Annotated in this window: 22 protein-coding genes; 3 read left to right on the top strand and 19 right to left on the bottom strand. The window is 37.8% G+C overall.

Annotated features, from left to right (window positions below; all coding sequences use genetic code 11):
* Window positions 1-186 precede the first annotated feature (186 nt).
* The 4 genes from EFD62_RS03340 to EFD62_RS03355 form a co-directional block, all read right to left on the bottom strand.
* Entirely contained in the window at window positions 187-942 is a 756-nt protein-coding gene (locus EFD62_RS03340) for an exodeoxyribonuclease III (RefSeq protein WP_069194008.1), read from the bottom strand.
* Between the two features lie 193 nt (window positions 943-1,135).
* Window positions 1,136-1,498 carry a YccF domain-containing protein gene (locus EFD62_RS03345; RefSeq protein ID WP_069194009.1) on the bottom strand — a complete coding sequence of 121 codons (363 nt, stop codon included), beginning with the start codon at window positions 1,496-1,498 and terminating at the stop codon, window positions 1,136-1,138.
* Window positions 1,499-1,528: 30 nt separating this feature from the next.
* Entirely contained in the window at window positions 1,529-1,945 is a 417-nt protein-coding gene (locus EFD62_RS03350; RefSeq protein WP_069194010.1) for a secondary thiamine-phosphate synthase enzyme YjbQ, read from the bottom strand.
* A 56-nt stretch (window positions 1,946-2,001) separates the two neighbouring features.
* The gene (locus EFD62_RS03355) at window positions 2,002-3,543 is read right to left on the bottom strand and encodes a YifB family Mg chelatase-like AAA ATPase (RefSeq protein ID WP_128705731.1); all 1,542 of its coding nucleotides are present in this window, start codon (window positions 3,541-3,543) and stop codon (window positions 2,002-2,004) included.
* 303 nt (window positions 3,544-3,846) lie between these two features.
* On the opposite strand from EFD62_RS03355, the gene EFD62_RS03360 reads away from it, so the two are divergent.
* The gene (locus tag EFD62_RS03360) at window positions 3,847-4,269 is read left to right on the top strand and encodes a hypothetical protein (protein WP_069194012.1); all 423 of its coding nucleotides are present in this window, start codon (window positions 3,847-3,849) and stop codon (window positions 4,267-4,269) included.
* A 25-nt stretch (window positions 4,270-4,294) separates the two neighbouring features.
* Here EFD62_RS03360 and EFD62_RS03365 read toward each other — a convergent pair whose 3' ends face one another.
* From EFD62_RS03365 to murA, 14 genes are all read right to left on the bottom strand, one after another.
* Entirely contained in the window at window positions 4,295-6,106 is a 1,812-nt protein-coding gene (locus EFD62_RS03365; RefSeq protein WP_128705732.1) for a methyl-accepting chemotaxis protein, read from the bottom strand.
* 187 nt (window positions 6,107-6,293) lie between these two features.
* Window positions 6,294-6,734 (bottom strand): hypothetical protein, encoded by a 441-nt coding sequence (locus tag EFD62_RS03370; RefSeq protein ID WP_069194014.1) that lies wholly within the window; start codon window positions 6,732-6,734, stop codon window positions 6,294-6,296.
* 193 nt (window positions 6,735-6,927) lie between these two features.
* Window positions 6,928-7,650, bottom strand: a complete 723-nt coding sequence (locus tag EFD62_RS03375) for a cohesin domain-containing protein (RefSeq protein ID WP_235832552.1) — start codon at window positions 7,648-7,650, stop codon at window positions 6,928-6,930.
* Window positions 7,651-7,728: 78 nt separating this feature from the next.
* Complete coding sequence (locus EFD62_RS03380; RefSeq protein WP_128705733.1) at window positions 7,729-9,588, bottom strand: motility associated factor glycosyltransferase family protein; 1,860 nt, start codon at window positions 9,586-9,588, stop codon at window positions 7,729-7,731.
* A 55-nt stretch (window positions 9,589-9,643) separates the two neighbouring features.
* A complete protein-coding gene (nrdR, locus tag EFD62_RS03385) occupies window positions 9,644-10,099 on the bottom strand; it encodes a transcriptional regulator NrdR (RefSeq protein ID WP_128705734.1) in 456 nt (151 codons plus the stop codon).
* A 131-nt stretch (window positions 10,100-10,230) separates the two neighbouring features.
* Window positions 10,231-10,491 (bottom strand): YlmC/YmxH family sporulation protein, encoded by a 261-nt coding sequence (locus EFD62_RS03390; RefSeq protein ID WP_069194016.1) that lies wholly within the window; start codon window positions 10,489-10,491, stop codon window positions 10,231-10,233.
* Window positions 10,492-10,725: 234 nt separating this feature from the next.
* Entirely contained in the window at window positions 10,726-11,499 is a 774-nt protein-coding gene (sigG, locus tag EFD62_RS03395; RefSeq protein ID WP_069194017.1) for an RNA polymerase sporulation sigma factor SigG, read from the bottom strand.
* 160 nt (window positions 11,500-11,659) lie between these two features.
* On the bottom strand, window positions 11,660-12,394 hold the full coding sequence (sigE, locus tag EFD62_RS03400; RefSeq protein WP_069194018.1) for an RNA polymerase sporulation sigma factor SigE: 735 nt from the start codon (window positions 12,392-12,394) through the stop codon (window positions 11,660-11,662).
* A 50-nt stretch (window positions 12,395-12,444) separates the two neighbouring features.
* The gene (gene spoIIGA, locus EFD62_RS03405; protein WP_069194019.1) at window positions 12,445-13,338 is read right to left on the bottom strand and encodes a sigma-E processing peptidase SpoIIGA; all 894 of its coding nucleotides are present in this window, start codon (window positions 13,336-13,338) and stop codon (window positions 12,445-12,447) included.
* 297 nt (window positions 13,339-13,635) lie between these two features.
* Window positions 13,636-14,733: a cell division protein FtsZ gene (gene ftsZ / locus EFD62_RS03410; protein WP_069194020.1), complete on the bottom strand. Its 1,098-nt coding sequence runs from the start codon at window positions 14,731-14,733 to the stop codon at window positions 13,636-13,638.
* 313 nt (window positions 14,734-15,046) lie between these two features.
* Window positions 15,047-16,288 carry a cell division protein FtsA gene (gene ftsA, locus EFD62_RS03415; protein WP_069194021.1) on the bottom strand — a complete coding sequence of 414 codons (1,242 nt, stop codon included), beginning with the start codon at window positions 16,286-16,288 and terminating at the stop codon, window positions 15,047-15,049.
* Window positions 16,289-16,453: 165 nt separating this feature from the next.
* On the bottom strand, window positions 16,454-16,831 hold the full coding sequence (locus EFD62_RS03420) for a small basic family protein (protein WP_069194022.1): 378 nt from the start codon (window positions 16,829-16,831) through the stop codon (window positions 16,454-16,456).
* A gap of 15 nt (window positions 16,832-16,846) precedes the next feature.
* On the bottom strand, window positions 16,847-17,707 hold the full coding sequence (locus EFD62_RS03425) for a cell division protein FtsQ/DivIB (protein WP_069194023.1): 861 nt from the start codon (window positions 17,705-17,707) through the stop codon (window positions 16,847-16,849).
* Window positions 17,708-17,722: 15 nt separating this feature from the next.
* Complete coding sequence (murA, locus tag EFD62_RS03430) at window positions 17,723-18,688, bottom strand: UDP-N-acetylglucosamine 1-carboxyvinyltransferase (RefSeq protein ID WP_328590670.1); 966 nt, start codon at window positions 18,686-18,688, stop codon at window positions 17,723-17,725.
* 215 nt (window positions 18,689-18,903) lie between these two features.
* On the opposite strand from murA, the gene EFD62_RS03435 reads away from it, so the two are divergent.
* Both EFD62_RS03435 and EFD62_RS03440 read left to right on the top strand, forming a co-directional pair.
* The gene (locus tag EFD62_RS03435; RefSeq protein ID WP_069196276.1) at window positions 18,904-20,307 is read left to right on the top strand and encodes a Mur ligase family protein; all 1,404 of its coding nucleotides are present in this window, start codon (window positions 18,904-18,906) and stop codon (window positions 20,305-20,307) included.
* A gap of 1 nt (window position 20,308) precedes the next feature.
* Window positions 20,309-21,055, top strand: coding sequence for a type 1 glutamine amidotransferase (locus tag EFD62_RS03440; RefSeq protein WP_128705735.1), 747 nt, complete (start codon window positions 20,309-20,311; stop codon window positions 21,053-21,055).
* A gap of 338 nt (window positions 21,056-21,393) precedes the next feature.
* On the opposite strand, the gene EFD62_RS03445 is transcribed toward EFD62_RS03440, so the two are convergent.
* The gene (locus tag EFD62_RS03445) at window positions 21,394-21,852 is read right to left on the bottom strand and encodes a hypothetical protein (protein WP_069194026.1); all 459 of its coding nucleotides are present in this window, start codon (window positions 21,850-21,852) and stop codon (window positions 21,394-21,396) included.
* Window positions 21,853-22,087 lie beyond the last annotated feature (235 nt).

Raw genomic sequence — 22,087 nt, forward strand, 5'->3', positions numbered from 1 at the left:
CTTACACGTTTTCACAAAATAATTTACCATGTATTGTCCATTGAATCAAGCTTTTCCAGATGTAACCATCAAAAACACTCTTAACCTGAAAATATTAGCTTAACTAAAAGAATAACATGAACAGTTGTTTGCTTCAAGGTAGTTTTTCCTATAATTAATCTCAGCAAAGCAGCATAGCTAAAGAAATTATTTTATTTCCAGCTCCACCGGACAATGGTCGGACCCTAGTACTTCATTGTGTATGGAGGCACTTACAAGACATTCCTTAAGCTCCTGTGACACACAAAAATAATCAATTCTCCATCCTGCATTTCTGGAACGGGCATTAAACATATACGACCACCATGTATACGCATCCTTTTTATCGGGATAGAAAAATCTAAAGGTATCAATAAAGCCTGCATCAAGAAGCTCTGTAAATTTCTCGCGTTCTTCATCGGTAAAACCAGCATTTCTTCTATTGGATGAAGGATTCTTTAGGTCAATCTCCTTATGGGCTACATTCATATCACCACAGACAATTACAGGCTTTTTACCCTTTATCCCAATAAGATAATTCCTGAAGTCATCCTCCCATTTCATTCTATAATCGAGTCTTTCCAGCTCCCTCTTTGCATTGGGAGTATATACGTTGACCAAATAATAGCTGTCAAACTCCAAGGTTATAACTCTACCCTCTTTGTCATGCTCATCAATTCCAATCCCATACTCAACAGAAATGGGCTCTAAACGGGTAAATACCGCAGTTCCGGAATACCCTTTCTTTTCAGCATAGTTCCAGTATTGATGATATCCCTCAAACTCAAGCTCAATTTGCCCTTGTTGAAGCTTGCTCTCCTGTATGCAGAATATATCGGCATTCACATTCTTGAAATAATCTAAAAACCCCTTATTTATACAGGCCCTTAGACCATTAACATTCCATGATATTAATTTTGTCATAACTCTCTCCTTAAAGGCAGTACTTTTCAATAATAATTACACTAATCCCTATATCGATAACTTGTCCATCGGTAATATTCATTGTCACTAATTATACAATTGGTATATTAGAATTACCACGTTTTTATTCAATTATAACACTTTAGTTCAAAGAAAGCTTTCTGTTGGTAGAAAAATTTTCTTAATTAATTTTTTAACTTATCCTTGCGCCAAAAGGTATCAGCCCAAGTTTTGCAAGCTTAAAATGCTGGAGGCCAAAGGGTATCCCAACAATTGTTATGCAAAACAGCAACCCTGTAATAAAATGCGATAGAGCAAGCTCCCATCCGAAAAAGATAAGCCATATAATATTAAAAAGCAATCCACCGACTCCAAAATTGCCAACTTGTACTTCCTTGCCAAAAGGCCATAATACAAGCCCTGCAATTTTAATACACTGCACACCAAAAGGTATTCCGATAATAGTTATGCATACAATCAATCCTGCAATCAGCCATCCTAAGGCTAAAAAAAGCCCTCCAAATAACATCCAAATAATATTTCCAATAAACCGCATTGATTTATCCCCTTTTTATTTAATACTTGCTTATTCACCAATTATCTTTACCAGTACTCTTTTTGGGCGCTTACCGTCATACTCTCCGTAAAATATCTGCTCCCATGTTCCAAAATCCAGCTTGCCGTTGGTAATAGCCGCCACCACTTCACGCCCCATTATCTGACGTTTCAAGTGAGCATCGGCATTATCTTCGTATCCATTGTGCTTATATTGACTGTATGGTTTTTCCGGTGCCAAAGTTTCAAGCCATTTTTCAAAGTCTTGATGCAGCCCCGGTTCATCGTCATTTACAAAGACACTTGCCGTAATATTCATAGCATTAACCAAAACAAGCCCCTCTTTTATACCACTCTCATCAATACATGCCTGCACCTGAGGTGTGATGTTTACATATGCCCTTCTTGAAGGGAGATTAAAAGTAAGTTCCTTTCTATAAGATTTCATTTCAAATTCCTCCTGTATTAATATAATATTTTTTATTGATTCACTGTATGTTTAATTCAACACGGTTCGCTCCACTTTTTCCTATCAAGACTCCTGTACTGAATTGCTTCTAACAGATGATTCGCCTTTATATTCTCACTTTCCTGCATGTCTGCTATAGTACGGGCAACTTTAAGAATTCTGTTATGTGCCCTTGCGCTTAATCCCAGCTTATCAAAAGCATTTCGCAAAATTCCTTTGCAATTGTCATCCAGCTTGCAAAATTTCTTGATCATTGAGGGTGAAAGCTCCGCGTTTGAAAAAATGCCAAGCCCCTTATATCTTTCCTGTTGTATTTTTCTCGTTCGATTTACCCTTTCCCTTATAACACTTGACTTTTCTCCCTCCTCCTGACTTTCAAGATCCTTATATTTCACCGATGCAACTTCTATGTGCAGGTCTATCCGGTCCAGAAGAGGCCCGGAAATTTTCCCTAAGTATTGCTGAATCTGCTTTGGAGTACAGGTACATTCTTTTGCATCCTCAAGGTAATTGCCGCATTTACACGGATTAGCCGCACATATCAATGTGGTCCTTGCGGGATAGGTCAAAGTGGCATTAATTCTCGAAATGGTCACTACACCATCTTCAAGAGGCTGCCTTAACACCTCCAAAGCATCCTTATTAAACTCCGGTAGCTCATCCAAAAACAGTACACCATAATGGGCAAGACTGATCTCACCGGGCTTTGGTATTTTCCCACCTCCGATTAGGCTGACATTGGATATTGAATGATGGGGAGCCCTGAAAGGTCTCTGGGTAATAAGAGAAGTATTTGCAGGCAGGTTACCGGCAATACTGTGAATTTTTGTTACTTCCAGAGCTTCTTCAAATGTCATAAAAGGAAGAATTGTGGGAAGTCTCTTAGCAATCATTGTCTTACCGCATCCGGGTGAACCAATCATCAGGCAGTTGTGCCCTCCACTGGCCGCAACTTCAAGAGCTCTCTTTACAGTCTCCTGTCCCTTTACATCGGCAAAATCCACATCATAATCAAAACTCCTGTTAAAAAATGATTCAACATCCACTTCATGCCTCCCAATCTCCGACGCTCCGTTTAAATGGTTCACTACATCTATTATATTTTTGGCCGGAAGAACATTAATATCCTTTACAACCGCCGCCTCGTCCGCATTTTCCAAAGGAAGAATTATGTTATCCACACCGTTGTCTCTTGCACATAAAACCATGGGAAGTATGCCCTTTACAGGTTTTATTCCTCCGTCCAAAGAAAGCTCTCCTAAGAATGCATACCTATCAAGATTGTTGTCCCTAATCTGTTCCGTAGCTGTAAGTATTCCTAAGGCTATTGGCAGATCAAAGGCAGATCCCTCCTTTCTCTTGTCGGCAGGTGCAAGATTTACCGTGATTCTCTTTATCGGAAACTCCAAACCTGCATTTTTTATAGCTGCCCGTACCCGCTCCTTGGATTCCTTTACAGCGGTATCTCCGAGCCCCACCATATCAAAGGAGGGAATTCCATTGCTAATATCCGTTTCGACAATCACTACATATCCATCCATACCCATTAGGCCCATACTTTTTATTTTCGAAAGCATCTTCCCCCACAACCTTTCTTATCAGTAGGTAAATAAATTGAAAGCAAAACCAATTTATCCGAATATCGCCACATAATTATACCATAATAAGTGCAAATTCTACATCTTTTATTGATAATCTGTTCTCTTTATCTAATAATAAATGACAGTAAGCCCATTATAACACTTAACTCCTTATTTGATATATTATTCTCTGCAATAGTAACCATTTTCAGGATTTTAAGCTATGATATATTATAGTGCTTCAGTAGACATTGTCCTTTTATCATGGAATAAGCCATAAATGTATGGGAGGAATGTTAAATGTTTTTCTTTAGAAGAAGGTTAAGAAGAAGAGTAAAGTCCGAAATAAAAAAAATCAGGCGGGAGCCTGACTGTGAAATAATCCCTGTTATAAACAAGCCGGTTTTATCTATTAATGCCTGTTTTTCAGCCCATATATCAAATTATATCGGTCAAACCGTAACTATATTTGTTGAATCCGGAGGAATCTCAGGAGCAGGTTTTACAGGTATACTCTTATTTGCAAATGAAGTGTACGTTGAGCTTATTACCTCCATTGCCCCTCCCCCCTCATGTTCCTTGAGCAATTTCTGCATTATGTATCCCGATTTGCCCTATAGCAGCATCGGACAGCCTAATCTCAATGCTCCTTTGGGCAGTACAGGGGCATTTGCCATAATTCCCATAGATAAGATTACTTCCTTTGTACATAACAACATCTGACCTAAAATCATATACACTTTTTGGGTCACATATCAATCTTGATATTTTTATTTTTACCTTCTATGTTGCTTCTTTTACCTTTTACCAGAATATTAAGTTCTGAAACCATATGCAGTATTTTTTCTGACTGAGTCTCCAATTCGTGGGCCGAAGCAGAGTTTTCCTGCGCTGCCGCAGCATTTTGCTGTATTACCTGCTCCATCTGAATTATGGATTGGGCAAATTGTTCACTCCCGTTTGCTTGTTCTTCGCTTGCGACGGATATTTCTGCTACAAGACCGCTTACTTTATCTGCGTTTTCGTTTATTTCTTTGAATGAATTACTGACTAACGTACTAATTTCTACTCCCTTGGTGGACAGAGTAATATTTCTTTCAATTATTTCCGCCGTGTCCTTTGCAGCCTTAGCACTTCTTTGCGCCAGGTTTCTAACTTCTTCGGCAACAACCGCAAACCCGGCTCCAGCACTCCCGGCCCTTGCAGCCTCGACCGCCGCATTCAGCGCTAAAATATTGGTCTGAAAGGCTATATCATCTATAACTTTTATTATTTTTGCCATCTCATCGCTGGATTTCTTAATTTCATTCATTGAGTTGTTCATATCGAGCATATGCTGATATCCTTCATCCGACGACCGGGCAGTTTTATCGGATAAGGCCGATGCCTTCTTCGTGTTTTCGGCATTTTGCTTTATCATTGTTGAGGTCTCCTGCATGGTCGCAGAGGTCTGTTCAATTGCTGCTGCCTGCTCCGCACTGCCTTCCGCCAATTGTTGACTTGTCATCGCAAGTTGTGATGATGTGGATAATATTAAGCAACTGGATTCATAGAGGTTATTAGCCAATGTCAATATTTTTTTATTCATTTTTTTTGTAGTGAAAAGAAAGAAGAAAATGAATAAACTAAAAATCAAAAATATTATACCGATATTGACGATGACCTCTAACTTCTCTCTTGTTGCAATATTATCAATATCAGATGTTTTTATAAGTGAAATTATCTTATATCCCCAAGGTTCATAGTCTTTCACCGTTATATCCCACTCTTTTGCATCTTTACCTCCCTTTAGCAGGCTTAATATATCCTCATCTTTCATATCGTTGGACTTTGCCACTATTCTTTCATTCATATCCATAATAACATAACAATCGTTTTCAAACTGCTTTTTACCTTCTATAGTTTTTGCCAGCACACGTATCTGCTCTGTCGGAAACCCTACATACCATATTCCGATAATTTCATTATTAGCATTATACATGGGCTCATAACCTGTAAAATACGGTTTGCCCAGTATATCAACCATTCCATAAAAGGGTTTTCTGTTAACTATGTATTCAAAAGCCTGTCCATTTGGGTCAAGTACAGTACCTATCGCCCTTGAATCGCCGTCCTGTTTTACATTTGTACTTACTCTAACAAATTCCCCACTCCTTGATTTAACAAAAACAGTCGCAGTTGCTCCGGTTTCACCGGCTATTTTATCTACCAGTTCATAATTTCCCACAATGGAGTGTTCTCCCAGAAATAATTGCGGGACAGTCTTTCCTGAAAAGCTAATCTCATCTCTGGTATTTGGTACTCCAATAGATAAACCTGTTCTAATTAAAACATTCATACTTGATTTGACCTGTCTGGAATAAAGCTCATTAATTATATCCATCTGGTCAATGATTGCTTCCTGGGTTTCCTGTACAACCCTTTCCCCCTTCATCTTGTTTTCATTGTAAATCGAATTACCCTGTTTTAGTGATAAACCAAAAATTATGACTACAGCAATAAAATACATCACAAAGATCTTAGCAATGCTTCCCTTTAGCTTATCAAGGATATTTTTCATAACCTTGCCTCCTTTGTTATCAAAATCAAGTATTCATTGTTGCTTTTTTATAGTAAAAAGGCGTATTATTCCTACTAAATATTTATCGTCAAAATTGACCAACTCGACGATAACTAATTATAGAAAATTTCAAATGGAATAAAATCCGGGAGATTCCCGGATTTTATTGACCACTTTTAATATATTATCATACCGCATTATGGACGAAGGATACTATGCTGTCTATAGGTATATCTGTTACCGAACCGACTGTATATACAGGATAACCATTCCATCCGCCGGCCGTTACTGCACCATTTTCATTGGCAGGAAGTATTGGGCTGTATCCTTTTCCATATCCTGCGGCATAACCACCGCTTATACCGCATCCACCGCCTTCAGGTGCAATACCTCTTTCATACCCATTTCCAACATCAAATCCACTACATGCGTTACCTAGAGCACATCCCGGAGGTGGACCAATCCTTGTTATCAGTCTTACAAAACACTCGTTAACGGAAAGAACTACCCCGGTAAAACCAGCTCCTGACTGACCGCCACTTTTAGTAAATATGGTTACAGTCTCACCTATATAATTTGACAGTAATCCTGAGAAGCTGCCTCCCGAAAACCCTCCAAATTTTGACATAAGATTCTCTCCTTTCGATACAAAACTTCTTTCTATATCTTATGTTAACTGTAATTAATGTGTTACAAAAAAATAAAAGCTAGAAACATCGAGTCCCTTCGCTTTTACCTCTTTCATTTCACTCCAAGAAGCCAAAAAAAGAGAGACCATTTTAGTCCCTCTTAATCTTTAACATCTACATATGTATAGCATGTCATTCTACAATTTCCACTTTACCGTCTTTTAATTCACAAAAAATAGGATTCAAATCATAATCACAGAAATTGATATCGCCAAAAGCAATTAAACTGAACTTCCTTGACGCTCCACTGCCACTAAAAACATCAGATTTTATTTTGACAGTTAGTTTAGCAAAATCACCGTCAGTCTTTATTAAGCCTTCTCCCTTTTGCTTGTCATCATCAAAGATCATTAGTATTTCAGAATCTTCATAAACTACGTTATAATCGAAATTATTCTTAGGGTCCGTAACTATACTGCCCGGTTCTACCTTTAGAACCTCCATAACTTTACTGTCATAGTGTAGACTGAAATTCAGAGTCTGTATCCCTTGGGTAGGTATGTTTTCAAATCTCACAGGTATCTCCACGGTATCACCGGGCTTGGCTTTAATTCCTCCAATTACCACATCCATCTCCCGACCGCTTTCATTGCCTGTCATTGCCACTTCCACCCGTCTTAGTTCCTCATTCCAGATTACATCGACCCCCAACACATCACCTATTGCCTTTAGAGGCAAATATGTTCTTCCATTGATAGCCACTATCGGGTCCTGGGATTGAAACTCCTCTCCTTTTACAAAAACCTTAAACGTTGCCTTTAATGCTGTCCACTGATTTGTCTCTGCTGCGTACGCCATAAAACATGTACTTGCTAAAACGACTACAACCAAAACACATAACCATTTTTTCATCATATGCACCTCGTTTATGGTATTTTTTAAGATAATTATACCACATTGAACAAACCATGTCACTGTATTAAATAATAATGATTACTGTTCATTAAAGAATTCCTTAAGCTTCTCAAGGCTTGAATTAAGCTTCTCATTCTGACTTAGAATAGCGTTTATATAAACACTTTTAATATCCTCGTATTTTGTTAACGTCTTTACTGTTCTTTCCACCTCAGCTTTTATAAGATAAAAATCAATTTCCACAAGGTTCTTAAGAAGAGAATGGTATATCGGAGATTCGAGAACCCTGTCCGACATTTCATTTATTGAATTAACAGCCTTAACGAACCTTGAGCGATTTTTTGACGGATGATAAACATCTCTCCTAAGGTAGTCTACCGTCTCAATTTGCCTTATAGAGAGCTGTTCAAGCCTTCTTATCTCCCTCTGAACATCTGCCCTGTAGTCCTGAACTTTTGAAGCAATTGAAGCAGAGAATCTCCCTTCCTCATGCAACAATTTGATATTATTTTTAACACCAGCATCAGATAACTTACATTTCTCTAAGGCAGCTTCAAGAGTTTCATTTCGAGCATATGAAATATTCAGTCCTCCTTCAGTAGCATTTATTATCGTAGTCTTTTCCCCAACCTTTTCAAAATACCCTTCAAACCAGTTTCTAATTGCAAGAAAAGGTCGGGTAGTATATACCTCATTTCCATAAATATCCTTAGTAAGGATATATCCTCTTTTTTGAATATCTTCGGTATTGTTTATGATTGTCCCCGGTGCTTGGCCCGCATACATGCTTCCAAAAGTAAAAGCCATGTCTTGTCCGATAATTATAATGGGATCGCAGCCCATCTTAAATAAAATATCAAAGCAAGTATTGGCAACCGACGGTCCACTAAGGAAAAAGTCTGTCTTAATATTTGCATACTCAAAGAAGCCTGCCGTATACATGTCAACGGGATAATTCATAACAAATTTGGGGCCGGTATAGCCCTTTACAGAATATGTAGATACCTGATTTGAATAAATAAAATAGGTATCCTTGTTCTTTACATTTTTATGTATATCCCCTTCTTTATCCCCCGCATCTATTCCCACCATAAAATGCGGCGACAAACCAAAGCTTTCCATAATCCGCACCGCTGTTCCTGCTGCCATGATAACACATTTATCCTCGAGACCTTTTAGATGGTGGATGTTTTTCTCAAGGGAAGGTCCTGCCGATACCAATATACCTGGAATACCTTTAAATTTGTCGATTAGGATTCCAGCATCGGATGCTTCATAAATCTTATTAAGATTCTTTATATTATTGTGTACCCACAGCCCTCCAAAACCCCTTCTAGTTGCAATATCCACAGTGAAATTGTTCGCAAGCTTAATAAAACTGTCCCTAAGCTCGTCCCACATATGGGGAAACATTTCTCCATATACCTCAAAGGGCTGCACTTGAATGCCACCCTTTTCCGTATCCCAGAACAAGGAATTTATCCTGTCCAGTATGACATCCAGGTCTTCATCCACAATGATTTCAGCCTTTTTAATAATGGGTTCGAGATTCCTTATAGAGAGAATCTGATAAAACAAATCCATATTAGGTTCAACTATAATAACTTTTTTATTTGGAAAGCTTGTAAGAAGTACTTCAAGATGAAATGCCATCCCCATTCCAAAGACAATATCTGCCTTGTTTGAGGGGTCAATATATTTATCAATCCAGGCATAAGCCTCATTAATCGGGTCTTCATGGTCACAGAGCAAATAATCCTTCTTAAAGCACCTTGCCATAATGTTTATCACAAGCTCGTCTTGACGTGCCAGAAGTATTCTTTCCACCGAATTGTCCTTTGGAGCATACTCTCCCTTAATATATCTGTCAAGTTTATTGTATGTATCAGGCTGGTATTCCTTTAAGAGAGACAGATTCCTTTCCAACACTTCACTCATAGCAATCACTCTTTCCTCATTTGTGAATTAGATTTGTTACTGCGTCCCAATATTCTTATTTCTCGTTTAGAAGCTTGCGAAGCTCGTCCATAAATGTATTTATATCCTTAAATTGCCTGTACACCGATGCAAACCGCACATAAGCGACTTCATCTAGGTTTTTCAGCTTTGCCATTACCATTTCTCCGATATGCTTGGATGTAACTTCCCTCTGCAAAGAATTGCAAATCTGACTTTCAATGTCTTCAACCAGTTTCTCCAACTGGCCAATAGATACCGGTCTTTTTTCACATGCCCTTAAAACTCCGTTCAAAAGCTTCTCTCGGTTAAAAGTCTGCCTGCTCTTATCCTTTTTTATGACCATAATAGGCAGACTCTCGACCTTCTCATAAGTAGTAAACCTTTTTGCGCACTTGGAGCATTCTCTTCTCCTTCGTATTGCCGAACCTTCATCTGTTGGCCTTGAGTCGATAACCTTATCCTCTATAAAACCGCAATATGGGCACTTCATTACATCCCTCCTTCTACAATTACCCTATGAAATCAGCTTTTATAGTACATTAATTTGCATCAAATACTAAATCTTATTATATATAATACACTATAAACAGTTTTAAATAAATACTATTATTGATTTAGTATTTATTCAAAGTGTTTTCTTATAAACCTATCATCCATTTCCACCAAAATGATATCTTCTCCGATCTTTTTAATCTTTTCCCAGGGTATTACGCATTCGTTCTCTCTTCCGATAAGCCCAAGCAGTCTTCCACCGCCGGGAATCACAATCGCTTCAATTCTACCGCTTTGGAGATTTATCTCCACGTCACCTACGAATCCAAGCCTCCTTCCGTCCTTTATATTAATTACTTCCTTTTCTCTAAAGTCAGACGTCCTGTTCATGATATCACCACCGCATACTGTTACTTAAACCTCTACGTTAATATATGATTTTATGGAAAATGATATGTTATAAGGATTTTATTGTCTTATTAATATTGTCCTATTAATTAAGGAGTCATAGGCCAGCGAATATGTTGCACTGTTCCTTGACTCCTTTATTATAGATCTAAACCTACTATTTTTAGACTCTGACTTTTCATATAAGACTGACTACCTTTTTCTTTTAGAAACCTACTAAATATATTTTCTCATATGCATGAGTGCAGTTTTCTCAAGCCTTGAAACCTGTGCCTGGGATATCCCGATTTCTTCAGCGACTTCCATCTGGGTTCTACCGTCAAAAAAGCGCAGATTCAATATAAGCTTTTCCCGGTCATTGAGCTTTCTCATAGCTTCACTTAGAGCTATACCTTCAAGCCAGTTTTCATCATGATTTTTTTCGTCCTTAACCTGATCCATTACATAAATTGCATCTCCGCCATCATGGTACACAGATTCAAACAGGGAAATGGGATCTTGTATTGCATCTAAGGCAAACACAATATCTTCCTTTGCGATGCCCAGCTCTTTAGCAATCTCCTCTATGGTAGGCTCTTTTGAATTCTTGTTCGTAAGCCTTTCTTTTGCTTGAAGCGCTTTATAGGCAATATCTCTTAAGGATCTGCTTACACGGATGGAGTTGTTGTCCCTTAGATACCTTCGTATTTCTCCAATTATCATGGGGACAGCATATGTTGAAAACTTAACATTCTGAGTAACATCAAAATTGTCAATTGCCTTAATAAGACCTATACAACCAACCTGAAAAAGGTCATCAACATATTCTCCTCTATTGTTAAATCTTTGTATAACACTTAATACAAGCCTCAGATTTCCCTTTATAAATTCCTCTCTTGCCGAGGTATCTCCATTATGCATTCTTTCGAAGAGAACCTTTTTTTGTTCATTGCTAAGTACTGGCAGTTTAGATGTATTCACACCACATATTTCAACTTTATTGATAAGCATAGAAAAAACCTCCCGGCAATAATTTAAAGTCAGTATCATTATTGCCACGAAGGTCATTTTTATACTGCTAAAAAGACTACAAAATTTCACAAAAACACCTTGACAAGACCTGTACTTGTTGCAAATTCTAAGGCTGAATTTATCTTGTATTTTTTTACAATTACACCATCCTGCTTATTTCTTTTCTTAATCTACTGATAATCTTTTTTTCCAATCTAGAAATATATGACTGGGAAATCCCAAGCATATCGGCCACTTCCTTCTGGGTCTTTTCAACTCCACCATTTGTAAGTCCAAACCTTAGCTCCATTATCTTTTTTTCCCTTAAGGACAGCTTTTTCATTGCCATTGCAAGAAGCTCTCTGTCTATCTCATCCTCAATACTTCTATGGATTAGGTCATTCTCCGTTCCAAGAATATCCGAAAGAAGCAGCTCATTTCCGTCCCAATCTATGTTTAGCGGCTCATCTATTGAAATCTCCGTCTTCATCCTGTTGTTTCGCCTCAGGTACATAAGTATTTCATTTTCAATACACCTTGAGGCATATGTAGCAAGCTTTATGTTCTTATTGGGGTTAAAGGTGTTAATCGCTTTGATAAGCCCAATAGTACCAATGGAGACAAGGTCCTCCACCCCTACCCCAGTATTCTCAAATTTTCTGGCAATATAAACCACAAGCCTCAAGTTTCTTTCTATCAAAATTGATTTTACTCCAAAATCGCTTTTCTCAAGCTTGCTTAAAAGATAGGTTTCCTCATCATTGGTCAGCGGCGGCGGAAGAGCCTCACTCCCCCCAATGTAGTAAATAGGATAATTGTTGTAAAGTTTCAGTTTGCTCAGCAAATTAATATACCTTACCATCAGCGAAAGCCTCAGCTTCTTAAAAAAGACCATATCATATTCCCCTTTCGTAATAATTATATTGGTAGTTGAAAAGTTGTTATCTAAACTAGCTCCGGGCTAAGAAGTGCATTATAGTTATTATTCTTAGACAGCGCTCTGTTATAAATACCGATAATCACATCCGTTACTCCCTTCTTCTCCGTATTTTCCCCCACCTCAATATAGTCCGGTCTGAATCCAATCAACATTCCATTCTCTTTACCCAGAGATGTAAAGGGTATGAGTCTGAACCTGGACAACCACCTAGAGTCGGATACAATTTGAGTCACACTGTCTAAATCATTTTCCTTTGCCTCATCAAAAATACTCTGAATCTCCATGGGCAGTATATTCTTTATGGCATTAAACTCTACAACTACCACAGGTGAGTTGGTCAACGGATCATAAAGGGAATTGCCGGTATCAACCAGAGCATGCAAATCGATGGTCCCCTTTCCGAAAGCAATTTTCAAAGGTATCAGAAGCTTTTCCTTCGAGAATCTTTGCTGTACTATGTCCCAGAAGATCTTTATGATTATCCCGACAGTTGCTACAGTAAAAAAGAGAGTAGTTCCTTTTGAACTCCATATGTATACTATTCCATTCCTAATGAATCCTCCCGTTTGATTGAGATAGAGGAATGCAAAAGCGGCACCTGCAAATATAAATGTTGAAACATAGAATACTGCCAGTGTCTTAATAAAAAGTCCTAGCTTTTCCGGAGAAAAAGCTATCGCAATAATTAAAAGGGACAAAGCAAATTTAGCTAAAGTGGTATAATACATCTTTAAATCAGGCATCAAAATCAGGACAACAACATATATCGCTCCTACCAGAGCTCCCAAAAACAATCTAAGATGAGATGTTTTGTGTCTTATGAACTTAGCAGTAAGCAATAGTATAAGATAATTCATAACTATGTTTTCCATCACCAATACATCAATGTATATTTTCATTCTCTCAACCCCCAAATCTGGCAAAAGCATAGAGAAATTTTTTCTTATAACACCTTACATAAAACACTATCCTAAATAACATATATGCAAAAGCATGTATTTTTATTATTGATTATACAGATAAATTTATATTTATTTTGTAAAACTGAAGCATAGAATAAAAAAATCTTATGACAAAAAAGCGCAGGAGTATATCCTTTTCGATATACTCCTGCGCTTTTTTAGCCCCTTAGAATGAAATAAAAGAGACTAAAGCGAAGGGCCTCAATGTCCCTAGCTTTTATAGTTAAAAAGTATTTACTTAAACCTATTCCTTCTTAAGAAAGTCGGTATCTCCAACTCATCCGATCCTACCTGAGTTGTCGAAGTCTTTTCAGCTTGAGCTGCAGTAGAAGGCGTATTCTCTGCCACAGCTGGCTTTTCAGGCTTCCTAATCACAGGAACCTTGTCAAACCCTGTAGCAATTACAGTGATTAGAATCTCATCCTTTAAATTCTCATCGATAACTGCTCCAAAAATAATATTTGCATCAGGGTCCGCCGATTTCTGCACCAACTCAGCTGCAGTATTAACTTCAAACAATCCAAGATCGGCTCCGCCGGTAATATTAAGCAGAACCCCTCTTGCCCCTTCAATAGATGTCTCTAAAAGAGGACTTTGAATTGCCTGCCTAGCTGCCTCTTCAGCTCTGTTATCGCCGGATGCCCTTCCAATACCCATATGGGCAAGACCTGTGTCAAGCATAATTGTTTTGACATCTGCAAAGTCTAGATTTACCAGACCAGGTACAGCTATAAGGTCGGATATACCCTGCACACCCTGTCTTAATACATCATCCGCTATCTTGAAGGCATCAACAATGGACGTCTTCTTTTCAGCCACCTGAAGCAACCTGTCATTCGGTATTGTAACCAGAGTATCAACAGTATTTTTAAGGGTTTCTACTCCTCTTTCAGCATGCTGCATCCTCTTCCTACCTTCAAACATAAAGGGCTTTGTTACTACTCCGACAGTTAGAATGCCCATTTCCTTGGCAATCTCTGCAACTACAGGAGCAGCTCCGGTTCCTGTTCCTCCGCCCATACCGGCAGTTACAAAAACCATATCCGCACCTTTAATTGCCTGAGCAATTTCATCCCTACTCTCATTGGCAGCCTTTTCGCCAATTTCGGGATTAGCTCCCGCTCCAAGTCCCTTTGTCAATTTGTCGCCAATTTGTATCTTTGTGTTTGCTTTCGATAAAAATAAAGCCTGTTTATCAGTATTTATTGCAATAAATTCCACTCCACGCAGTCCTGCAGTTATCATTCTATTAACAGCATTGTTTCCTCCACCACCAACACCAATAACTCTTATCTGGGCAAATTGTTCCATATCAATATCAAACTCCAGCAACTTAAGTCCCCCTTCTTTTTCATTCGTAATAGAAAAACTTTACTTGTGTTTCTATGCCAATTTATATAGATATCATTCAAAGTTCATAATTTGGGTAACATTTATTCCCTCAATACTTAATAATATATTAATATTAGAGATTACGCAAGATTGTATTTTAAGTATTGCATCCATTATTTATAACTTGATATATACATCTTGTATTTAACTTGATATATTCATCGGTAAAAATCAAAAAAATATATACATATAATTATAAAGAATTATATTCGAAATCTTTAAAAATGTGTATTCGAAAAATAGAACTAATATGTTAAAATAATCCGTTGAAAAGATTGGCAATTTTCTTTAAAAAGCCATATTCCTTTTTTTGCTTCTGTCTTCTGGGTTTGTTGTTTTTAGTACCACCACTTTTCCCCTCAGACTTAATCCTGTTTGCAACATAATTTATCGTTGCCATTGCAGTTACATGTTCGGCATTTTTTATCCCCAGTGACTTATAAGATACTATTCTGACTGGCAACCCGAAGATTTCCTTTGCCGATTGAATTGAGCCGTCAATATATGAGATGCCTCCTCCAGCCAGTACGACTCCTCCGTTAAAGCTGCTTAATATACCCTCTTGCTCAAGCATTTCCCTGCATAGCGAAAATATTTCCTGAGTTCTGGCCTCAATTATTTCAACGACTTCGGAAACCTTTATTGTCCTTTTGGTGTTCTCACTAAGTTCATTTATTGTTATATCATGGTCGTTATTGATAAGCGAGGTAAGAGCCAGACCATATTCCCTCTTTAGCTTTTCAGCATCATTTAATGAGACCTTGAGCCCTATGGATATATCGTTTGTTATGTGTTCTCCTCCAACGGGTATGGAATCATATAGGACAAGACACTTGCTTTTGAATACGGATATATTTGTAACTCCACCGCCAACATCAATAAGAATCGCACCCATCTCTTTTTCTTCGGGATTCAAAGCCAAATCTCCCACTGCCAAAGATTCTGCAATAAAACCATTCACTGCTACATTGGCATTTTCGACACTCTTTATGATGTTATTAAATGTGGTGATTTTTCCAACCACAACATCTGCCTCAAGCTCAAGCTTCACTCCTGCCATGCCGACGGGATCAAGTATTTCATCACAACCATCCACAATGTACTGTCTTGGAATAACATCAATAATCTGAACATTTTCAGGAAGCTTCACATCTTCAACCTTTTTCAGCACTTTTTCGACATCATCGGATGTAATTTGATGGTCATGCCTTAAAACATCAACCGAAGCCTTATTATAAAATACGTCAATATGTGAGCCCATAACATTCACATAAACACTCTCAATATCAACATTAAGCAAGGCTCTCACTTTTTGAATGCAGCTCCGTATAGCATTTGAAACACTATCTATATCAACAATTACGCCTTTTTTTACGCCGCTGCACGGTTCCATCGCCTTGCCCAACACTTCAAAATTACCGTTATCACCAAGTCTTGCTACAAAGGCGCAAACCTTTGTAGTACCTATATCAATACAACTTATTATATCGTCCACTTATGTAAACCTCCCGTATGCCAAAGCACGAATACAACCAGGTGCCGATATATATTTAGCAATTTCTTTATTCTAATTAACCTTGACACTTTACAAATTTCATTTTCCCAAAACCGGATATTTATTAACCCTATATCATTATGATACCATTAATATCAGAATATCTTAAGCTTCATTATTATCCAGCATATTATCTTTTATATTATCTTTTTTGCTGTACTTATTCAATAAGAATCTTCGAATAACAGCAAAATTTAGAAACAGCCTGTTTCCAAAAGCAAATATCGCAGCAAAATAAATCTGTATCCCTAGCTTGTCTCCTATATAAGTAAGTGCAGCTGCCAAAAGAGCATTACAAATAAAGCCCGACAAAAAAATTCCCATGTCAAACTTCTTTTGCATGGTAGATACCACACCACCGAAAACGGAATCCAAAGCTGCAAGAATAGCTACTGCTACATAGCTTGAGTATTGCTCAGGAATACTATATGGAATAAATACTCCAATCAGAATTCCAATAATTAAGCCCAATAAAGGAATCATTCTGCTCCTCCCTCTCTAATCTGGTATAAAACTTGGATATTCACCCGATGTAAAATCCAATAATCCCTTATCTTCCTCTTTTAGTTGGAAGTAAAAAATCTCTCTTAAGAAATTAATTCTATATTCGCTTATCTCTTTATAGTTTCCAAGGTTAACCGCTATCCTAGAATCAAGATAGAGATTAATATTGTCGAGATCAGATATATCAATATAGCTTATTGCATCCTTAATACTAAATTCCTTGCCTCTTTCCCCTGCATTGGCATCAGCAGTAGCAATAACCTCCATAACTTTTCCAAAAGCCTCCAAGTACTTCGGGTCATGCACCGATAAAGCCTGTCCCAGAGTATAGCTGTCACATTCCAGCCCTTTTATGACAGGAAACTTTTCGTCAGCTGCATTGCTGCTCAAAGTAAGCACAAAACTCTCACTGTCAATCACAAGGTTTGACCCCATATAAGGCACCAAAGCAACCGGATCCCTTTCGGTTACTTCTATGCCAACCACACCCATAAAGTTTATTCTTACTACTGCACTTTTTAAATACGGGCACCTTTGCAATAACAGTTTTTCCGCATCAATTGACCTAAAGGTAACGATACCCTTTAGATTCACACTGTTGGACTTAAACCAGTTATTACCTATTATCAAACCTGAAGCATCAATCACTTCACTGCTATTATAATGCTTATTGCCATAAACTTCAATCCTCTTTACAGAAAATAATGGTGACAGCCCCAAACACACTAAAATCGCAGCAATAAGCAGAAAAAAGAATACAAACTTAAAAAATGACAGTATTCTCTTCTTTTTTTTTCTTTTGTGTTTTTTTTGCGGTTGATACTCTGCACCGGTTGTTATCTCCTGTATTTTCAATAGACTTACCCCTCTTTATTCTTCTCTTTTAATTAAAGCCCCAACCATGGAAAGCTTTCCTTCAATATCCTCATAACCCCTGTCGATATGTTTCGTCCCACTTATTATGGTAGTGCCTTCAGCGGCAAGTGCTGCGAGAACCAATGCAGCCCCTCCTCTTAAGTCCCTTGCAGCAACAGTTGCCCCGGTAAGCCTTTTAACTCCCTTAATTACAGCCAGTCTTCCCTCCAGCTTTATATCGGCTCCCATTCTTAATAGCTCCTCAACATGTTTGTATCGGTTCTCAAATATGGTCTCAACTATAATGCTGGTTCCCCTGGCAACCGAAAGTAGAGAAACAAACTGTGACTGCATATCAGTGGGAAATCCCGGGTAAGGCAGAGTCCTGATTATGTCTATAGCCCTTGGCTTGCTAGGACCCGAAATATGTATATTATTTCGTTTTATGTTGATCCTACAGCCGGTTTCCCGAAGGTATGACACTATGGACGTAATATGTTCTGCCGAAACACTCTTAAGGTACAAATCCCCGCCGGTAATTCCTGCCGCCACCAAATATGTACCTGCTACTATCCTGTCGGGTATAACACTGTGCTCAACATTATTAAGCTTCCTGTCCGTACCTTTTATTGTTATGGTACTGGTTCCTGCTCCCGACACATTTGCACCCATTTTTACAAGGAAATTCTGAAGGTCTACAATTTCAGGCTCCTTGGCCGCATGACGTATAACAGTCTCGCCCTCAGCAAATACCGCTGCCAGCATTATATTCTCTGTGGCTCCAACGCTCGGAAAATCCAGTTGAATCTCGCAACCCTTGATTTTATCCACTTCGCAGTATAAAAAACCGTGATGCGCATCGTGCACTTTGACCCCCATACGTTTTAGAGCCTTGATATGAAGATCAATGGGCCGTGGACCTATTTCGCAACCACCCGAGTGGCTAACCTTATTGTACCATAGAAAAAAATTATTAATCAGCTTTCAGATGAAAAATCAAATACTCTTTATTCACTATTTTATCATTTAAAAAATTATGTATCAAATGTTTTTTAATGGCGGAGCATTCAATGGGTATATCAATTAATTATTTAGGGAAATACTTCCTTATAAAAATATTTGTTCATAACTATAACTCTTTGTGTTATAATTTTAAAGAAATTAAGCAAAAATACATCAAAAAAGCAGGGATACAAATGAATATAAGACTTACATTTACCATAATAATTACAAAACTTCTTGTTTTCGCGCTCAGAATTTTGAAAAGAGGTGGCACCACCCTTCCCGGAAAGGTTGCGCGTAAAATTTATCCGGACATAATCAAGGTAATTTCAAAAGATTATAAGATTATAATGGTTACAGGGACAAACGGCAAAACCACCACTACACGTATTATCGGAAAAGTACTGGAGGAAAACAACATAGAGTACATCACCAACAAATCCGGAGCCAACCTGGTAAGCGGTGTTATTACCACCTTTATCGACTCTGTAAATATTTTTGGAAAGAGCAAGGCTTCTACAGCATTGATAGAAGTTGATGAAGCTGCATTTAATGTGGTAACCGACTATGTTCAGCCGGATATTCTGGTGGTAACAAACTTTTTCAGGGATCAGTTGGACCGCTTCGGTGAGCTTTATACTACTTTAAGCAATGTCAGGTCGGGCATTGAAAAGTCTCCCAACGCCAAACTGGTTTTAAATGCCGACGATTCTTTGTGCGCATCCTTGGGGCATAATATGGACAGAGAAGTCATATACTACGGTTTTTCCGATGAAGCATACGACAACAGTAACACTGTTGTAAATAGTGATGCGAGCATTTGTCTTTACTGCAAAAGCAAATATGAATACTCCTATCAGGTATACGGTCACCTTGGTGGATTTTCTTGCCCGGACTGCGGATATATGCGTCCTGTCTCCAAGGTAACATGCTTGAAGATTAACGAGCTGAACACTTCGTATTCTGATATTGTGTTTTCGTTGAGCCCTATAAAAGAAAGTAGTGAACCGGTATCTTACAATGCGAGAATTAATCTTCCGGGTCTTTATAATATATATAATGCGATGGCTGCAGCCTCATTGGGACATCTATTAGGTTTTTCAGCAGACAGCCTTGTCAAAGCCATGGAAAGCTTCGAATGCGGTTTTGGTCGAATGGAGACCATTGAAACCGATGGTAAAACCATAAAAGTAATTCTCGTTAAAAACCCCACAGGCTTTAATCAGGTTTTGAGCTATCTTCTTACGGAAAAGCAAAATACCCAAATAGCCTTTGTTATAAATGACCGTCTTGCAGACGGTACCGATATTTCTTGGCTCTGGGATGTTGATTTTGAGCAGCTTCAGCAAATGCAAAATAAGGTATCTTACTTCTATACTTCAGGAATTCGCGCAGAGGATATGGCTGTGAGGCTTAAATATGCAGGAATATACAGCGATAAAATTCAGATTGAAAAGGACTATGAGCGGCTGTTGAATAGGGCTTTAGAGGCTACTTCCGAAGGACAGAGCCTTTATATACTGCCAACCTATACAGCCATGCTTGAAGTAAGAAGCCTTCTTAAGAAAAAATTCGGTTTAAAGGAGTTCTGGAAATAATATGTATGAGTTGAGTATTTGTCATCTATACCCTGATCTTTTGAATTTATACGGCGACAGAGGAAATATAATTGCTTTGAAAATGCGCTGTGAGTGGCGCGGAATAAACGTAAACGTTTCAAACATATCTCTCGGTGACAAGTTTGACGCTGAAGCCTACGATATTATATTTTTGGGCGGCGGCCAGGACTATGAACAGGAAATGATCCAGGACGACCTCCTAAACGAAAAAGGAGAGGAAATCAGAAACGCCGTAAAAAATGACAAGGTATTCTTGGCTATTTGCGGCGGTTACCAACTGCTAGGCAGTTATTATAAGACCTGGGACGGTAAAGAGATTCATTTTCTAAATGCCCTGAACCTATGGACCATAGGCGGCAAGGAAAGGATGATCGGAAACTTTGTGTTTGAATGCGATTTTCTTAAAAATGATAACTATGACGGAAAAATCGTAGGCTTTGAAAATCATTCAGGACGAACCTATTTGGGCCAGGGAGTAAAACCCCTTGGCAAGATTATAAAAGGGTATGGAAATAATGGTGAAGACGGTTTTGAAGGGGCAATTTACAAGAATGTGTACTGCTCTTATTCCCATGGAAGTCTGCTCCCTAAAAACCCAGCTTTGGCGGATCATCTTATTTCCATCGCTCTAAAGCAAAAATACAAGGATTTTGTATCCCTTTCGCCTACTAAGGATGAATTCGAAACCTTGGCCCATGACTCAATGATTAAAAGAATAATAGGGTGACCTTACGATGGTATTATGACTTAATTTAGTAATTTCATTGGTTTCATTTCATAGATTATATATGCGCTAAGTTATGTTATTTGCTTGCTACAGGGTCACCTCTCCACACCCTTTACAAACTATACACTATGTGAATTTATTTTTAATGCTTACACTTATTTTTAGTAATATAATTGTTTTATCTATTCCGTCAATACAATAATACTAATTTTCAATTCCTATATAGGGCTTCATAATTTATCTTACGTCTACCTATAAGACAAAAAGAACCCCCGACAGAATTGCTCTATCAGGGATATGCTTATTGACATATTTTCCTAACAATATAGAGATTTGGGCTACTTCCAAAACTCATATCTTGTAATGGTATCAATTGTTCCTGAATACTTATCAAAATGTCCTTTTTTCTTACTATTAAAAATACCTTCAACTAGCACATACTTTCCGTTTGATTTTTTGAGTTTTTCATATGTTGTTTCAAGCAATTCTTCATCTAATGCTAACCAAACAGCATTTTTGGTTATTGCTTTTTTATAGTCATCTCTTGAGAGATATAGTCCATTGCTTTCAAATTTAACATTTCCCACTCCTATAACCCTTACTAATTTTCCATCATATTGTTCTGGCGTAGCAATTAGATTTATCAAAGAAACTTCTATTGCATCCTGCGATACCTTTCCATATGCTAAAACCATTCCACTTCGCCCTTTATCTAAATTCATAATTATTGATAAAAAAGCAATAAGAATAATAGAAGTACTCATAATAATCCATTTGTATTTTTTTATACTATTCATAATGACCATCCTTCCTTTTAAATAAATATTTATTATTAGGGTGAATTTAGGCCTTTTGGCATCTCACTACAAATAGTTGTTGTCCAAAAAAACACTTATTAGGATCATATTTTTTCAATCTTCCTCCTGGTGTAGTAACGTATATAGGAACTTCAAAATAGTCTGCTACACCTTATCACCGTTTTTGTTTAACATAAAAATGTCATATTACAAATACATATTTTGGTAAATTTAA

The organism is Acetivibrio mesophilus, from assembly GCF_004102745.1.
GTDB classification, from domain to species: domain Bacteria; phylum Bacillota; class Clostridia; order Acetivibrionales; family Acetivibrionaceae; genus Hungateiclostridium; species Hungateiclostridium mesophilum.

Excerpts from the sequence above, each read along its gene's own strand:
- EFD62_RS03370 (WP_069194014.1), bottom strand. The coding sequence starts at position 6,734 with ATGTCAAAATTTGGAGGGTTTTCGGGAGGCAGCTTCTCAGGATTACTG.
- EFD62_RS03440 (WP_128705735.1), top strand. The coding sequence starts at position 20,309 with ATGTATGAGTTGAGTATTTGTCATCTATACCCTGATCTTTTGAATTTA.
- sigG (WP_069194017.1), bottom strand. The coding sequence starts at position 11,499 with ATGCTTATCAATAAAGTTGAAATATGTGGTGTGAATACATCTAAACTG.
- EFD62_RS03420 (WP_069194022.1), bottom strand. The coding sequence starts at position 16,831 with ATGATTCCTTTATTGGGCTTAATTATTGGAATTCTGATTGGAGTATTT.
- nrdR (WP_128705734.1), bottom strand. The coding sequence starts at position 10,099 with ATGAAGTGCCCATATTGCGGTTTTATAGAGGATAAGGTTATCGACTCA.
- EFD62_RS03360 (WP_069194012.1), top strand. The coding sequence starts at position 3,847 with ATGTTTTTCTTTAGAAGAAGGTTAAGAAGAAGAGTAAAGTCCGAAATA.
- EFD62_RS03340 (WP_069194008.1), bottom strand. The coding sequence starts at position 942 with ATGACAAAATTAATATCATGGAATGTTAATGGTCTAAGGGCCTGTATA.
- EFD62_RS03375 (WP_235832552.1), bottom strand. The coding sequence starts at position 7,650 with ATGATGAAAAAATGGTTATGTGTTTTGGTTGTAGTCGTTTTAGCAAGT.
- EFD62_RS03380 (WP_128705733.1), bottom strand. The coding sequence starts at position 9,588 with ATGAGTGAAGTGTTGGAAAGGAATCTGTCTCTCTTAAAGGAATACCAG.
- EFD62_RS03355 (WP_128705731.1), bottom strand. The coding sequence starts at position 3,543 with ATGCTTTCGAAAATAAAAAGTATGGGCCTAATGGGTATGGATGGATAT.
- spoIIGA (WP_069194019.1), bottom strand. The coding sequence starts at position 13,338 with ATGAAAATATACATTGATGTATTGGTGATGGAAAACATAGTTATGAAT.
- EFD62_RS03445 (WP_069194026.1), bottom strand. The coding sequence starts at position 21,852 with ATGAATAGTATAAAAAAATACAAATGGATTATTATGAGTACTTCTATT.
- EFD62_RS03365 (WP_128705732.1), bottom strand. The coding sequence starts at position 6,106 with ATGAAAAATATCCTTGATAAGCTAAAGGGAAGCATTGCTAAGATCTTT.
- EFD62_RS03350 (WP_069194010.1), bottom strand. The coding sequence starts at position 1,945 with ATGAAATCTTATAGAAAGGAACTTACTTTTAATCTCCCTTCAAGAAGG.
- EFD62_RS03345 (WP_069194009.1), bottom strand. The coding sequence starts at position 1,498 with ATGCGGTTTATTGGAAATATTATTTGGATGTTATTTGGAGGGCTTTTT.
- sigE (WP_069194018.1), bottom strand. The coding sequence starts at position 12,394 with ATGGTCTTTTTTAAGAAGCTGAGGCTTTCGCTGATGGTAAGGTATATT.
- EFD62_RS03390 (WP_069194016.1), bottom strand. The coding sequence starts at position 10,491 with ATGAACAGGACGTCTGACTTTAGAGAAAAGGAAGTAATTAATATAAAG.
- EFD62_RS03435 (WP_069196276.1), top strand. The coding sequence starts at position 18,904 with ATGAATATAAGACTTACATTTACCATAATAATTACAAAACTTCTTGTT.